Origin of the sequence: Paractinoplanes aksuensis, assembly GCF_024137025.1 — a bacterium.
Classification (GTDB): Bacteria; Actinomycetota; Actinomycetes; order Mycobacteriales; family Micromonosporaceae; genus Actinoplanes; species Actinoplanes aksuensis.
Genome location: NZ_JAMYJR010000031.1, coordinates 141853 through 155911, shown reverse-complemented (window position 1 = coordinate 155911; position 14059 = coordinate 141853). Strand labels below are relative to the sequence as shown.

The 14059-nt window shown below is 71.6% G+C and carries 10 protein-coding genes; 5 read left to right on the top strand and 5 right to left on the bottom strand.

Features of this window, described 5'->3' with window-relative positions; translation table 11 throughout:
- The first annotated feature begins 100 nt into the window (after window positions 1–100).
- The 3 genes from M1L60_RS28325 to M1L60_RS28315 all read left to right on the top strand — a co-directional run bounded on the left by M1L60_RS28325 (window position 101) and on the right by M1L60_RS28315 (window position 2718).
- Window positions 101–664 (top strand): TlpA family protein disulfide reductase, encoded by a 564-nt coding sequence (locus tag M1L60_RS28325; RefSeq protein ID WP_253240579.1) that lies wholly within the window; start codon window positions 101–103, stop codon window positions 662–664.
- Between the two features lie 142 nt (window positions 665–806).
- Window positions 807–1505, top strand: coding sequence for an NUDIX hydrolase (locus tag M1L60_RS28320; protein ID WP_438862160.1), 699 nt, complete (start codon window positions 807–809; stop codon window positions 1503–1505).
- Window positions 1506–1539: 34 nt separating this feature from the next.
- A complete protein-coding gene (locus M1L60_RS28315; protein ID WP_253240577.1) occupies window positions 1540–2718 on the top strand; it encodes a MarP family serine protease in 1179 nt (392 codons plus the stop codon).
- 170 nt (window positions 2719–2888) lie between these two features.
- On the opposite strand, the gene M1L60_RS28310 is transcribed toward M1L60_RS28315, so the two are convergent.
- The 3 genes from M1L60_RS28310 to eccCa all read right to left on the bottom strand — a co-directional run bounded on the left by M1L60_RS28310 (window position 2889) and on the right by eccCa (window position 9006).
- A complete protein-coding gene (locus M1L60_RS28310) occupies window positions 2889–3362 on the bottom strand; it encodes an HIT family protein (protein ID WP_253240576.1) in 474 nt (157 codons plus the stop codon).
- A gap of 271 nt (window positions 3363–3633) precedes the next feature.
- Window positions 3634–4896, bottom strand: a complete 1263-nt coding sequence (gene mycP, locus M1L60_RS28305) for a type VII secretion-associated serine protease mycosin (RefSeq protein WP_438862157.1) — start codon at window positions 4894–4896, stop codon at window positions 3634–3636.
- Window positions 4897–5055: 159 nt separating this feature from the next.
- Window positions 5056–9006, bottom strand: coding sequence for a type VII secretion protein EccCa (eccCa, locus tag M1L60_RS28300; RefSeq protein ID WP_253240574.1), 3951 nt, complete (start codon window positions 9004–9006; stop codon window positions 5056–5058).
- Between the two features lie 163 nt (window positions 9007–9169).
- Here eccCa and eccD point away from each other — a divergent pair, with 163 nt between their 5' ends.
- On the top strand, window positions 9170–10606 hold the full coding sequence (gene eccD / locus M1L60_RS28295; RefSeq protein ID WP_253240573.1) for a type VII secretion integral membrane protein EccD: 1437 nt from the start codon (window positions 9170–9172) through the stop codon (window positions 10604–10606).
- Between the two features lie 93 nt (window positions 10607–10699).
- Here the strand turns inward: eccD and M1L60_RS28290 are convergent, their stop codons facing one another.
- Together M1L60_RS28290 and M1L60_RS28285 are read right to left on the bottom strand one after the other, a co-directional pair.
- Window positions 10700–11203, bottom strand: a complete 504-nt coding sequence (locus M1L60_RS28290; RefSeq protein WP_253240572.1) for an inorganic diphosphatase — start codon at window positions 11201–11203, stop codon at window positions 10700–10702.
- A gap of 973 nt (window positions 11204–12176) precedes the next feature.
- Window positions 12177–12833 carry a hypothetical protein gene (locus M1L60_RS28285; protein WP_253240571.1) on the bottom strand — a complete coding sequence of 219 codons (657 nt, stop codon included), beginning with the start codon at window positions 12831–12833 and terminating at the stop codon, window positions 12177–12179.
- Window positions 12834–12858: 25 nt separating this feature from the next.
- On the opposite strand from M1L60_RS28285, the gene dacB reads away from it, so the two are divergent.
- Window positions 12859–14028 (top strand): D-alanyl-D-alanine carboxypeptidase/D-alanyl-D-alanine endopeptidase, encoded by a 1170-nt coding sequence (dacB, locus tag M1L60_RS28280; RefSeq protein ID WP_253240570.1) that lies wholly within the window; start codon window positions 12859–12861, stop codon window positions 14026–14028.
- Window positions 14029–14059 lie beyond the last annotated feature (31 nt).

The window sequence follows — 14059 nt, the reverse complement described above, 5'->3', positions numbered from 1 at the left end:
AACGGCTGCGGCGTCGAGTTCGCGGTTGCGGGCTGCCTCGGGGCGGTCGGGCGCGGTAATGGTGCCGGGTTCGTGGCGCGGGGCTCGAGGTTTCCGGCTGGTGGCGGGGCCGCTTGTGCTTCTGCTGGCGGCTGGGGTGGTGGCCTGCAGCCCCGATGAGCCGGCCGTGGCCTCGCCGTTCGCGGGCTGTGAGGCGTTGAGCGTGCCGCCACCGTCGGCTGCGCCCTCCTCCGCGGCGTCCGCGGCTGCCGATCTGCCCGATCTGAAGCTGCCCTGCTTCACCGGGGACGACGAGGTCTCGTTGCGCGCGTTGCGCGGTCCCGCGGTGATCAACATTTGGGCGTCGTGGTGTCAGCCCTGCCGCACCGAGCTGCCGGTCGTGCAGAGCCTGGCCGACAAGGCTCAAGGGCGGCTCACCGTGCTCGGTGTCGACTCCGGCGACCAGCGCGGTAAGGGTGCCGACTTCGCCACCGACAAGGGCGTGCGCATGCCGACGCTGTTCGACGAGAAGGGCAGCCTGCTGAACAATCTCGGCCGCATCAACCTGCCGGTCACGGTTTTCCTCGACTCGGCCGGTCGGTCCTACGTCCACCCGTTGCCGCTCGACGCCCGCGGGCTGTCCGAGCAGGTCCGCAAGCACACTGGCGTGACGGTGACCCCGTGAACCGGCCGGCGGCGCGCGGTGCGGCCACGGCCGCCGATTTCGAAACACGGCTGGCCGACCGTGGCTCGGCCCAACCGTGTGGTCGCCCGGCTTGTCGGGTCAGCGGCAGCCGGGCCGGGGCGGCGTCGTGAGCGTGGGCAAGATCCTGGAACGGCCCGTCGGGCTGCCGTCGTGGTTCGAGCCGCTGCTGAGCCGGGTGGGCGACAGCCGTACCGAAGATTTCACCCCGCTGCGGCCTCCGCCCAGCGGTGGGCGGCCCAGCGCGGTGCTCGTCCTGCTCGGTGAGGATGAACCGAACGCCGGGCCCGACCTGCTGGTGCTGCAGCGGGCCGCGACCATGCGCAACCATGCGGGTCAGCCCGCGTTTCCAGGCGGCGGCACCGACCCCGAGGACGCCGACGCCGTGGCCACCGCCCTGCGCGAGGCCAACGAAGAGGTGGGGCTCGACCCGGCCAGTGCCGAGGCGCTGGCCCTGCTGCCCGACCTCTACATCCCGGTCAGCTCGTTCGTGGTGACGCCGGTGCTGGCCTGGTGGCGGCGCCCGCACCCGGTCAGCCCGCGGCAGCCGGCCGAGGTCGCGCACGTGGCCCGGTTGCCCGTCAGTGAACTGGTCGACCCGCGCAACCGTATCCGGGTACGGCATCCCAGTGGCTGGGTCAGCCCGGCCTTCCAGGTTCGGGGGATGCTGGTCTGGGGCTTCACGGCAGGGGTGATCTCGACGGTGCTCGACATGGGTGGCTGGGCGCAGCCGTGGGAGCCCGGTCCCCTGGTCGAACTGCCCGAAGCCAGTGCCCCGGTGCCCGCCACGCGCGGCGGAGCACCCGACGAGGTCCTGCCATGAGCCGATGGTGGCCCGCGACTTCTACTCTGGGTGAGTGTCCGTGGTCGATGGCATCCTGATCCTGCTCATGCTGATCTTCGCGATCAGCGGATACCGCCAGGGCTTCGTCATCGGCGCGCTCTCGTTCGGCGGCTTTTTCAGCGGGGTGCTGATCGGCCTGCAGGTCGGTCCGCTGATCGCCGACCGCTTCACCGACCCGACCGCGCGGCTGGTCGTCTCGCTGGTCACGATCTTCGCGATCGCCGTGCTCGGGCAGACGCTGGCCGGCTGGCTCGGCACCCATCTGCGCCGGGCCATCCAGAGCAAGCCGCTGCAGCGCGTGGACGACGCCGGCGGCGCGGCTGTCTCGCTGGTCGCCGTCCTGTTGGTGGCCTGGCTGATCGCTGTGCCGCTCGGTTCGACGCCGTTTCCCGGCCTTAACTCCGCGGTACGCAACAGCGCCATCCTCGGCGGCATCAACAGCCTCATGCCCGAGCAGGCGCAGGCGCTGTCGTCGGCCCTGGGCGACACCCTCGACACGAGCGGCTTCCCGGCCGTCTTCGGCGGACTGACCCCGACCAAGGCCAAGGACGTGGCCGCGCCCGACCCCAAGCTCAAGGGCTCCCAGATCGTGGCCCGCTCGAAGCGCTCGGTGCTCAAGGTGCTGGGCACGGCGCCGAGTTGTTCCCGGCGCATCGAGGGCACCGGCTTCGTCTACGCCGACGAGCGGGTGATGACCAACGCCCATGTCGTGGCCGGCACCCGTGAGACGACGGTCGAGGTGAACGGCCGCCGCGTCGACGCGACAGTGGTCGTCTACGACCCCGACCGCGATCTGGCCGTGCTGTACGTGCCCGGCCTGACCGCCCCCGTCATGCCGTTCGTGGCCAAGCAGGCGACGACGGGCGCGAGCGCGATCGTGCTCGGCTACCCCCAGGACGGCCCGTACGACGCCCAGTCGGCCCGCGTCCGCGACGTCGGCAAAATCACCGGCCCCGACATCTACGACTCAGGCGACGTGACCCGCGAGATCATCACGATCCGCTCCCTGGTCCGCAGCGGCAACTCCGGCGGCCCCCTGATCACCACCAACGGCCAGGTGCTGGGCGTCATCTTCGCCGCCGCGGCCGACGACAAGAACACGGGCTTCGCCCTGACCGCCAAAGAAGCGGCCCCGGTAGCCCAAGCCGGCGAATCCCGAACCCGAGGCGTCCGCACCGGCGACTGCGCCTGACCGTCGCGGTCAACCCGCGGTTCGGGCACACCAGAAGGTGGCGACTAAGCGGTCGAAAGGGCTCAGCGCTCGAACGGCCGCGTCCGGTCAGCCGTCGAAAGCCCGTGGCGGTGAGCGGTTGAAGGCTGCGGCGGGTCAGCGGTCGAAGGCCGCGCCGTTTATCGTCCTGGTCACGAAGCGGCGAGTCGTTTGATCTCCCTGGTCAGCTCTGAACGCAGAGCATCGTGTTGCCGGTCGAGGGCCGTCTCCGCCGCGAGCCGCGTCTGCCGTGGGTAACCCCACACCGGCCCCTTGGCCATGTCGGCCGGTTCCCAGGTGTACCGCGCCTGGACATGGGCGTGCAGGTAGGGATCGAGGTTGCCCAGGATCGAGAAGTTGACCCGACGGAACGCGCTGTCGAAGCGTTGGCACACATTCGTGACCGCCTCACCGAGCAGGTCCATGTCGGCGAGGAAGGCGAGCCGGCGCGCCCGGGGCAGGTCGGTGAGGCAGGTGACCGCGGGATCATCGGTCAGCAGAACGCAGTAGCCGGGCAGAAACTGGTGATCCCCGATGACGGCGAAGCTTGCCTCGAGCCGGGCCAGGACAGTCGGGTTGTCGCCGCGCAACGCGGCTCCGATCCGGTCGTTCCGCCAGTCAGCCACGGTGTGAATGATATCGAGGCACGTCGAGGTGGCCGGCCACGCCCGGAGAACACGCCCGAGGTGCTTATCGAACTTCGTCGCGCACCGGCCCCAGTCCGCCGGTCGTCGCGAGCGGTCGAGTTTGCAAGGCGAGTGAGTGGCCGGGCTTGCCGTGCGAGCGGCGGGGCTTGCCGTGCGAGGTGGGGCGAGCGCCGGGCGGGGTGAGGTGAGTGGCCGGGCAAGGCGAGTGAGTGGCCGGGCTCGCCGTGCGAGGTGGGGCGAGTGGCCAGGCTCAGGTGGTGCCGGCGAAGCGGCGGATGGTCAGCACGGCGGCCACGGCCGAGAGCAGGAACAGGGCCGCCGCGGCCCACCACGTCTGGTGGGAGGAGGACTTGGGGGCGGCCACGGGTGCCGCGCCTGAGCCGGGCTCGGACTGGGGTGTGGCCGGGGCCAGGCCCGGTGTCGTGCCGTCGGGGGCTGACAGGGCCTGGCCGGGAGCGGGGGCGCTGCCGAAGCGGGCGATGCCGGGCGACGGGGACGTGTCGAGCGGGTTCTCGAAGACCGGGGGGATCGAGGCGGTCAGGGCGGCGACGGGGTCGACCAGGCCGAACCCGAACTGGGCGTCGCGGCCGGGGGCGCCCTTGTCCTTGGCCGTACGGATGATGCGGTTGATGACCTCGCCGGCCGGCATGTCGGGCCAGCGGGAGCGGATCAGCGCGGCCGTGGCCGAAACCATGGGGGCGGCGAAGCTGGTGCCCTGCACCTTCCAGTAGTCGCCGCCCTTGTTCGCGCCGACCAGCTGGGTGGCGGGGGCGGTCACGACCGTTTCCTTACCGGTGATCGAGCCGGACCACAGGGTGGTGCCGTCGCGTTCCATGCCGGCCACGGCCAGCACGCCGGGCTCGCGGGCCGGGTACCAGACGCCGCTCGTCGACGACGCGCTCGCGTTGCCGGTGCAGGCCACGACCACCACGTCTTTGGCGAACGCGTAGTCGAGCGCGGCGGCCAGGGCGGCGCTGCTGCCGTTGCCGCCCAGCGAGAGGTTGATGACCTTGGCGCCGTGGTCGACCGCCCAGCGGACACCCTGGGCCACGATCAGCGCGTCGTTGTAGCGGTTGTCCTCGTCCAGGACGCGTACGGGAAGGACTTTGGCTTTCGGGGCGATGCCGACCACACCGGACGTGTCGTCGCTGCGGCCCGCGATGATGCCGGAGACGGTGGTGCCGTGGCCGACCAGGTCGGTGTCGCCGTCGCCCTTGTCGTCGACCAGGTCGAGGCCGGGGAGCACCTGACCCTGCAGGTCGGGGTGGTCGGCGTCGACCCCGGAGTCGATGACCGCGACCGTCACCCCGGCGCCGCTGGAGTACGTCCATGCCTCGGCGATGTTGAGCGAGCCCAGGTGCCACTCGTCGGCGCGCACCGAATCGCCCTGCAGCGGCGCAGGCTCGGCCAGTGAAGCCGCGTGGGCGGGGACGGTGGGCAGACCGAACGCGAACAGGCCGGCGGTCGCGGCCGCCGCGAGACGGCGCGCGGTCACCAACGCGCACCACGCCATCGCGGCGCGGCCGACCGGCTACTCACCCATTCAGCGCTCAAGGTTCGCATCGCCATTCTGGATCCTGGATGGTCGATGCAGATTACTCCTAAACAGGCCCCAGCGGATGTGGTCTGTCTATGCCTATCGCACTGCCTGTCTGTTAATTCCTGGCGCATGTCAGTACGGCGCCAGGTGTGCCAACTGAATCAGCCTCACGCCCTCACGCCGAGTGAGCAAACGGCCGCGGCCGGGCGGCAGCAGCGCGGGCCGGATGTTACCGACCAATGGCCCCTCATCGGACGGACCGGACATGACCAGGCCGGGCGCGGACAGTTCGCGCAGCCGCTGGATGACCGGTTCGTAGAGCGAGCGCCCGGCGCCACCGGCCCGCCGGGTCAGGATCAGGTGCAGGCCGACGTCGCGGGCCTGGGGCAGGTATTCGAGCAGCGGGGTGAGCGGGTTGGTCGGGCCGGCCACGACCAGGTCGTAGTCGTCGACCAGCACGAACAGCTCGGGCCCGGTCCACCACGAACGTTCGCGCAGCTGCTGGGCGGTCACGTCCGGGCCGGGCAGGCGGCGTTCCATGTATCCGGCGACGGACTGCATGAGCTCGAGCGTCTTCTGGGCCTGGATCCCGTACCCGATGCGGTGGTCGGTCTCGGGCAGGTCCATGAGGGACCGTCGGTAGTCGACCAGGATGATCCGCGCCTCCTCGGGCGCGAACCGCTGCGTGATCGTGGTGGCCAGGCCGCGCAGGAACGTCGACTTGCCGCACTCGGCGTCGCCGAACAGCAGGAAGTGCGGGTCCGAGGCGAAGTCGATCTCGACCGGTTGCAGGTCGGCCTCGCTGATGCCGATCGGCAGGCGCAGGCCGCCGCTGCGATGCAGATCCATTTCCGCGTACGGGACCAGGGCCGGAAGAAGCCGGACCCGCGGCGCCAGTCGGCCGTGCCAGTTGGCGGCGACCTCTTTCACCAGGTCGGTCGTGTCGGCCAGGGTGCTCAGCTCGGGTCGCACGGTCAGCAGATGCAGGAACTTGTTCTTGTCGGTCGGGTGGTCGATGATGCCGCGGCCGGACTTCTCGGGCACCGTCATCGCGGCCCGCCGGTTGATCGTGGAGTCGCTCGGGTCGCCCAGCCGCAGTTCGAGCCGCGAGCCGAACATGTCGCGGATCGCCGGCCGGAAGTCCATCCACCGTGAGGTGGCCGCCACGACGTGGATCCCGTACGAGAGACCGCGGGTGGCGATGTCGGTGATCACGGGTTCGAGCTCTTCGTACTCTTTGCGCAGAGTGGCCCAGCCGTCGATCACCAGGAACACGTCGCCGAACGGGTCGGTGTCGGTGCCCGGGTTGGCGGGATTCGCCCGGCGCCGGCGGTACGACGCCATCGAGTCGATCCCCATCGCCCCGAAGCGGGTCTCGCGCTCGGTCAGCAGCGTGGAGATCTCACCGACCGTACGCCGGACCCCCACCGCGTCCAGCCGGCCCGACACCCCGCCGACGTGCGGCAGGTCGCGCAGCGTGCCGAGCGCGCCGCCACCGAAGTCGAGGCAGTAGACCTGCACCTCGGCCGGGGTGTGGGTGAGGGCGAGCCCGCAGATCATCGAGCGCAGCGCCGTCGACTTGCCGCTCAGCGTCGCGCCGACCACCGCGACGTGCCCGGCCGCGCCCGACAGCTGCAGCCACATGACGTCGCGGATCTGCTCGCGCGGCTTGTCGACCAGCGCGATCGGCACCTGCAGCGCGCCGTGCAGTTCGGGGTTGGCGAACGCGAGGCCGCGGACCGGGTCGGCCACCACCGGACCCAGCAGCTCGTCGAGCGCGGCCGACATGTCCAGCGGCGGCAGCCACACCTGGTGGGCCGGCGGTCCCTGCCCGCCCAGGCGGTCGACCATCACGTCGAGCACGCTCTCGCCGGCCGGGGTCTCCTCGGGCGGCGGCTCGATCGGCTTCACCGGCTTGGGCGCCGGCACGTACCTGGTCGAGTACGGCAGGACCTGCGGGTCGGCCCCGGCCCCGCCCGCGGCGGCGCGAGCACCGGTCTTGCGCATCGGCCCCGAGACGTACGCGGCCTTGAATCGCAACAGCGGCTCGGTGCCGAACTTGAGATAACCGTGCCCGGGCGACCGCGGCAGCTCGTAGGCGTCGGGGACGCCGAGCACCGCGCGCGACTCGAGCGCCGAGAAGGTCCGCAGGCCGACGCGGTAAGACAAGTGGGTGTCGAGCCCGCGCAGGCGTCCCTCCTCGAGCCGCTGGCTGGCCAGCAGCAGGTGGACGCCGAGCGACCGGCCCAGCCGTCCGATCTGGACGAACAGGTCGATGAAGTCGGGCTTGGCCGACAGCAGCTCGGAGAACTCGTCACAGATGACCAGCAGCGACGGCAACGGTGGCAGGGCCGCGCCCCCGGCTCGCGCCTTCTCGTAGTCGCGCAGGCTGGCGTAGTTGCCCGCCTTGCGCAGCACCTCTTGCCGCCGCACCATCTCGCCGTCGATCGCGTCGACCATGCGGTCGACCAGCGGCAACTCGTCGGCCAGGTTGGTGATCACGGCGGCCGTGTGCGGCAGCCGGTCGAGCGAGGCGAAGGTCGCGCCGCCCTTGAAGTCGATCAGGACGAAGTTCAGCGACTCCGACGAGTGGGTGGTGGCCAGGGCCAGCACCAGCGTGCGCAGCAGTTCCGACTTGCCGGAACCGGTGGCCCCGATCAGCAGGCCGTGCGGGCCCATGCCGTCCTGGGCCGACTCCTTGAGGTCGAGCTCGATCGGCGCGCCGTCGGCCCCGACCCCGATCGGCACCCGCAGCTTGTCGCGGTTGGGCCGGGGCATCCAGGCCTGGGCCACGCTGAACGTGTCCGGCTCGCCGATGCCGAGCAGGTCGGACAGGCCCATCTCGGCCGCCAGCGGGGTGTCGGCCGATTTCGACATGGCGGCCAGCCTCAGCGGGGACAGCCGCCGCGCGACCGCCTCGGCCTCCTCGACGCTGAGCCGGTCGGGCGTGCCGACCTCGGCCTCGTGCTCCATCGAATAGGTGTTGAGCACCCGGCGGCCACCGTGGTGGGCGACCTCGAGCACCAGCAGCGACCGGTCGAGCAAGCGCGGCGGCTGCTCGTCGAGATCGAGGACGGTGACCCCGTCGATGCCGTCGTCGAGCTGGGTCGCGCCGCGCAGGTCGGCCCCGTCGAGCACGATCACCACGTGCGGCGAGCTGTGCCCGCCCGACCCGAACCGGGGCCGGTTGCCGATCACGTCCTCGAGCAGTTGTTCGAGCTCTTGCCCACTGCTGGCGACCAGGCGTACGTGTCCCAGGGCATCGGTGCGGGCCGGGTGCAGGTTGTGCGGCAGCCACTTGGCCCACTCCCACGAGGAGCGGCGCTCGGGCCCGGCGCAGATCGCGACGATCAGGTCGTCCGGCGCGTGGAAGGTGGCGAGCTGGGTGACCACCGCGCGCGACAGCGCCTGCGCGTCCGGCTCGGGGCCGCGCAGGAACACCCGCGCGAAACCTCGCAGAGAGGCGGCCACGGGCAGATCAGGGACCACCGAGTACGCGTCGAGGAAGCGCCGCAGCGCACCGGCGGTCATCGGTTCGAGTTCGTCGAGCGGCCGCGTCACCGGCGGCAGCAGCGGGGTGGCCAGCGTCTGCGGACCCACCGCGAGCCGGACGACACCGAAGTCGGGATCGCTCGTGCGGCGTTCCCACACCCGGTGGCTGCCGGCCGTCGACCACAGCTTGGTCGGGTCGGGATGCCGGTAGAGCAGGCCGACGCGCTGCTTCTGGGCCGTCTCGCGGACGCGTTTACGCAGGCCGGAGAGATGACGCAGATATTCGCGGCGGGCCGCCATCATCTCGGCCTTCTTGGGCGAGCCGTTCGAGCCGAAGCTGGTCGCCATCATCGCGATCGAGGAGACGCCGAACAGGCCACCGATCACATAGGAGTACGCGCCGCCGCGGCCCTGCCCCATCATCATGGCCATGGCCACCGAGCCGCCCAGCATCGGCAGCGCCATCATCGCCTGCTGCCAGCGGCCGCCCGCGGCCTGCGGGATCTCGGGCGGCGGCTCGACAGCGATCTCGCCGGTCGGAATCTCCGGCGCGGGTCGCCGGGCCGACCGTTTGATCACCACCGTGCTCATGCCGCGTTATTTCCCTTTCGTCCACAAGGGTGTGATGGTCACTCCCTGTGCGCGCATCCGTCGCCGGACGTCGCGTTGGCCCCATGGTAGGTAAAGTCTGCTCGCGTCCGCAGCCTCGTCACTTTCGATCTCATATGCGGCACGCACCGGGGGAGGGCGATCCATGAGCATCGGTCTGGCGCGGGTGACCATCAGCGCGCCGCAGCGCCGCATCGACGTGGCCCTGCCCGAGCACGTTCCCCTGGCCGAACTGCTGCCCGAGGTGCTGCGGCACGCCGGCGAAGGGCTGGCCGACGACGGCGAGAAACACGGCGGCTGGGTGCTGCGCCGCACCGACGGCGTCGCCCTGGCCACCGCGCAGGGACTTTTCCCGCAGGGTGTACGCGACGGCGAGATCCTGCATCTGGTGCCGGCCCACGACGAGTGGCCCGAGCTCGAGTACGACGATGTGGTCGAAGCCATCGCCGAGGGCGCCCGCCGCCGTGGCAACGCCTGGACGCCCGCCTCGACCCGCGCGGCCACCCTGGTCGGGGCCGGGGTGCTGCTCGCGCTCGGCCTGTTCGCGGTGCTCGCCGCCGGGCCGTCCTGGAACGGCGCGGCGTTCGCCGGCCTCGGGCTCGCGGTGCTGCTCGCGCTGGCCGGGGTGACAGCTTCCCGGGCGTACGGTGATGCCGCCGCCGGGGCCGCCCTCGGTGCTTACGCGATGCCGTTCGGCTTCGCCGGCGGCGCGGTCCTGGTCGCCACCGACGACCGGGTCGGTGTGGTCGGGCTGCTGCCGTGGCTGGGTGGCTCCGAACTGCTGGCCGGGTCGGTCGCGCTGCTGCTGGTCGCGGCGCTCGGCGCGGTCGGGGTGGCGGCCCGGCAACGCCTGTTCACGGCGGGCGCGGTGGCCGGTCTCCTCGGCGCGATCACGGCGCTGGTCAGCATGGTCACCACCGCCGCCGGCGCGGCCGCGGTGCTGATCTCGATCCTGGTCTGCGGCATCGGCGCGCTGCCGCTGCTGGCCATCCGCTTCGGCAAGATGCCCACCCCGCCGGTCACGCTGCCGACCGGGGCCGAGGCGGCCGAGGGGTTCACCACGGCCGGCACGTCGAGCGCGCTCGACGCGGCCCGCGAACGTCCCGACCGGGCGACCGTCTTCGCCGCCGTCACCCGCACCGAAGAACTGCTGGCCGGCATGCTGCTGGGTCACGCCGTGCTGGCCGTGGGCGCGTTCGCCGTCCTGGCCGTGGCCGGCACGATCTCGGCCCGCATCCTCATCGCCGTCTCGGCGGCGGCCCTGCTGCTGCGCTCGCGGCTGTTCATCACGCTGCGCCAGCGGGTGCCGCTGGTCGTCGGGGGCCTGGCCGGGGTGGCCGCGCTCGGCGCCGACCTGCTGCGCGGCGCGGACGCGACGATGCAGCTCGGGGTGACCGCGACGGCGCTGGCCCTGGCCCTGATCACGGTGGTGGCCGGGGCGACCTACTCCCGCAAACCGCCCTCGCCCTACCTGGGTCGCGCGGCCGACCTGATCGACACGCTCGTGGTCGTCGCGGTGATCCCGGTCGCCTGCGCGGTGGTCGGCCTCTACGACGCCGTGGGCAACATCAGCCTCGCTTAGAAAAGCAGCACGCGCGGGCGGTCCGGGGACCACCCGCGCGTGCGGGCCGCGCGACGTCGGCGGGCGACGGCGGGGCGCGGCTTTCCTACTTCGTCAGTGCTCGAGGCCCTCGGCCTCGGCGGCCTCCTGGCGCTTGAACGACGCCCGGATCTCTTCCTCGGCCTCGACCCGGCCGGTCCAGGTCGCGCCCTCGACCGACTTGCCGGGCTCGAGGTCCTTGTAGACCGTGAAGAAGTGCTGGATCTCCATCCGGTCGAACTCGCCGAGGTGGTGGATGTCGCGCAGGTGCTCCTGCCGCGGGTCCTCGAACGGGACGCAGAGGACCTTGTCGTCGCGGCCCTTCTCGTCGGTCATCCGGTACATGCCGATGGCCCGGGCCCGGATCAGGCAGCCGGGGAAAGTCGGTTCTTGCACCAGGACGAGCGCGTCGAGCGGGTCGCCGTCCTGACCCAGGGTGCCCTCGATGAAGCCGTAGTCGGCCGGGTACTGGGTCGAGGTGAACAGCGTGCGGTCGAGCCGGATGCGGCCCGTCTTGTGGTCGACCTCGTACTTGTTGCGGTGACCCTTGGGGATCTCAACCACTACGTCGAAATCCATCTTGTGCTCCCTTGTTCGCCCGCTGAAGAGAAACCGGGCCGGGCGAGAAACACTGCGGCCGGTCTGGCGGCCGACAGGATCCGCGCGCGACGGTGTGCCGGATGTCGCTAGTCTCCCCTAAGTCTTACGCCGCGCTCTAGGAGGGGCTCGTGGGGAGGCAAGATTCACACGATGGTCCCGGATACGACGGCGTGTCCGAGTCGCATCACGGCCCTGGAAACGGTAACCCGAGCGACGGTGCGGCGGGTGGCGCTTCGCCGCAAGCCGCGGTGACCGCCGATCTCAGTGGTCACGCAGGTGCGCGGGCGTCCCGGCAATCACCCGAACCGGCCGGTGGCGAGGGTCGGGCGACCGTGCCGCCGTCGGCCGTTCGGTCGCCGGAGGTGCCTGGTCGGGCACAGATTCCGGGCGAGGGCGACCCCCGATCGGGGCAATCACCGCTCGGCGGCGCGAATGGGTCGGAAAATCGGGGGATGCAGCCGCAGACGCCGGGGCGCGAGGCCGACCGATCGCCCGGCGAGAAGACGCGCGATCTCGGGCCACCCCCACCCGCCCGAGCCACAGGCGGCGGAATCCTGCATGACGGCCTGCCCAAATCGTCCCAAACACCGTCATCTGCGCATCCGTCGCACCAGAGGCAGGTGTCACCGTTCCCGCCGTCGGCACACCCGTTGCCGCAGTCGGCGTCAGCCGCGCCGCCGTCGCACCCCGGTCAGCCGCAGCAGGCGTCATCGTCACATCCGGTGCAGCCGCAGCCGTCGGTTCCGTCCCCGCCGCCACACACGCAGCAGCCACCGTCGTTTGCGCAGCCGCCACCTTCGTTCGTGCCGCAGTCGGAGCCGCCGCCTGCGTCGCGGCAGTCCGAGCTCGCGCGGCCCGAGGCACTGGAGGGCGAGTCGTCAGGGCAGAACTCGGGGGAGCGGGCCCAGGGGGCTTGGGCCACGGCGCCCGGATCGCCTGCGAGTGGCGGCACCTATGGTCGGGCCTCGGTGCCGCTGAACACCGCGCGCCCCACATCGCCCGGCCCCGCCGGTGCACCACTTGCGTTGCCGCCTGCCCCACCGCCGGTGGCATCAGCTGCGAACGCGGCGTCGTCGGCCGTGCCGCCCGCGTCGGTCTTTCCTCCCGCCGCGTCGGCGCATTCGGCTGCTGCGCCGCCCGCATTGTCGGCTTTCCCGTCCACGGCGCCGTCCGCTTCACCAAATAACCCGTCCACGGAGCCGCCCGCCTCCCCGGTTCGCCCGCCCACTGCGCAGGCTGCGTCGTCAGTGCCCGCGTCTGGGGCGGTCGGTGCGTCGGCGGCGGCGCCTGCTGGGCGTTCGGCGGTGCCTGTGGGGGCGGGGAGCGCTTCCTCGACTGCCGACGACGGCGCGAGGACGGCAGGGGGCAGCGCTCGAAAATCCCGTACAAAATGGGTTTTGGTTTTTGCGGTTCTGTTGCTTTTGGCGGCTGCCGCAGGCGTGGTCGGAGTGGTGCGGCCGGGGCCGGTCGACAAGTGGCTCTCGTCGGCCGAGCCGAGCACGAAGCCGGCGCCGGTGCCGCTCGCGCCCGACCCGTCGCCGACGCCCGTCCTGGCTGCGGCCAACGGTGGTGGAGCCGCGCTGACTGCCCAAGCCGTTACAAAAGCCATCGATCCGCTCGTCAAGTCGCCTGCGATGGGGACGAAAGTGCACGTCGCGGTGCTGGACGTGAGCTCGGGCGAAGTCCTCTACGAGCGCAACGCGGACACGATGACCACGCCCGCCTCGACGACGAAGCTGCTGACCGCGGCGGCCGTCCTGGACGCCCGCGGCCCCTCGCACCGGCTGAGCACGCGGGTCGTGGCCGGCGCCCAACCGGGCGAGATCGTGCTGATCGGCGGCGGTGACCCGACGCTGGCCACGACGAAGAACAAGCTGTTCCCGGGCGCGGCCCGGCTCGATCTGCTCGCGGCCCAGGTCAAGAAGTCGCTGGGCGGGACCAAGCCGACCCGGTTGCTGTACGACACGTCGCTGTTCAGCGGGCCCGAGACGGCCAAGGGCTGGGACTCGAGCGACATCTCGTTCGGGCAGGTGTCCCGCATCCAGGCGCTCATGGTCAACGCGGGGCGGATCAAGCCGATCCACAACGAGTTCGGCGGTGACCCGCGGGCGTCGGATCCAGCCAACGCCGCGGCCAAGGCTTTCGCCAAGATGCTCGGAGTGCCCGCTTCGGCCGTACGCAAGGGGAAGGCGCCCGCCGCGGACTCGGAATCGGCGGCCGACGGAGCGCCGGGGCAGGAGCTGGGCGAGGTCCAGTCGCCGCCGATGGTGCAGCTCACCGACTGGATGCTCGAGCAGAGCGACAACACCGCGGCCGAGGCCCTGGGCCGGCAGGTCGCGCTGGCCGAGGGCAAACCGGGCACGTTCGACGCCGCCACCGAGGCCATCGTCGGACGCATGCGCGAGCTGGGGCTGCCGGCCGACGAGGCCAATCTGTACGACGCCAGTGGGCTCTCCCGCAACAACGGGATCAGCCCCACGATGCTGACCCAGCTGTTGTCGACGGCCGCCTCGGGGGAGCAGCCGGCGCTGTCGTCACTGTTCGGCGGGCTGCCGGTGGCGGGCTGGTCGGGGACGATGCTCAAGCGTTTCGTGTCACCCAAGCCCAACCAGGGTGGCCAGGGCGTCGTCCGGGCCAAGACCGGCACGCTGAGCGGGGTCAACACGATGGCCGGCACTTTGACGACGGCCGACGGGCGCCTGCTGGTCTTCGCCATCATGGCCAGCGGCTCCGGGAACGCGATCACGGGCCGGGCGGCCTTGGATGCGGTGGCCGCGAGGCTCGTTCGATGTGGCTGCTCTTGATCCGGTTCGGGTGGCGGGCGGGGCGGTTGGA

Coding starts and splice junctions, on each gene's coding strand:
- mycP (WP_438862157.1), bottom strand. CDS start 4,896: ATGGCGTGGTGCGCGTTGGTGACCGCGCGCCGTCTCGCGGCGGCCGCG.
- dacB (WP_253240570.1), top strand. CDS start 12,859: ATGGGGACGAAAGTGCACGTCGCGGTGCTGGACGTGAGCTCGGGCGAA.
- eccD (WP_253240573.1), top strand. CDS start 9,170: ATGAGCATCGGTCTGGCGCGGGTGACCATCAGCGCGCCGCAGCGCCGC.
- eccCa (WP_253240574.1), bottom strand. CDS start 9,006: ATGAGCACGGTGGTGATCAAACGGTCGGCCCGGCGACCCGCGCCGGAG.
- M1L60_RS28285 (WP_253240571.1), bottom strand. CDS start 12,833: ATGGCTTTTGTAACGGCTTGGGCAGTCAGCGCGGCTCCACCACCGTTG.
- M1L60_RS28290 (WP_253240572.1), bottom strand. CDS start 11,203: ATGGATTTCGACGTAGTGGTTGAGATCCCCAAGGGTCACCGCAACAAG.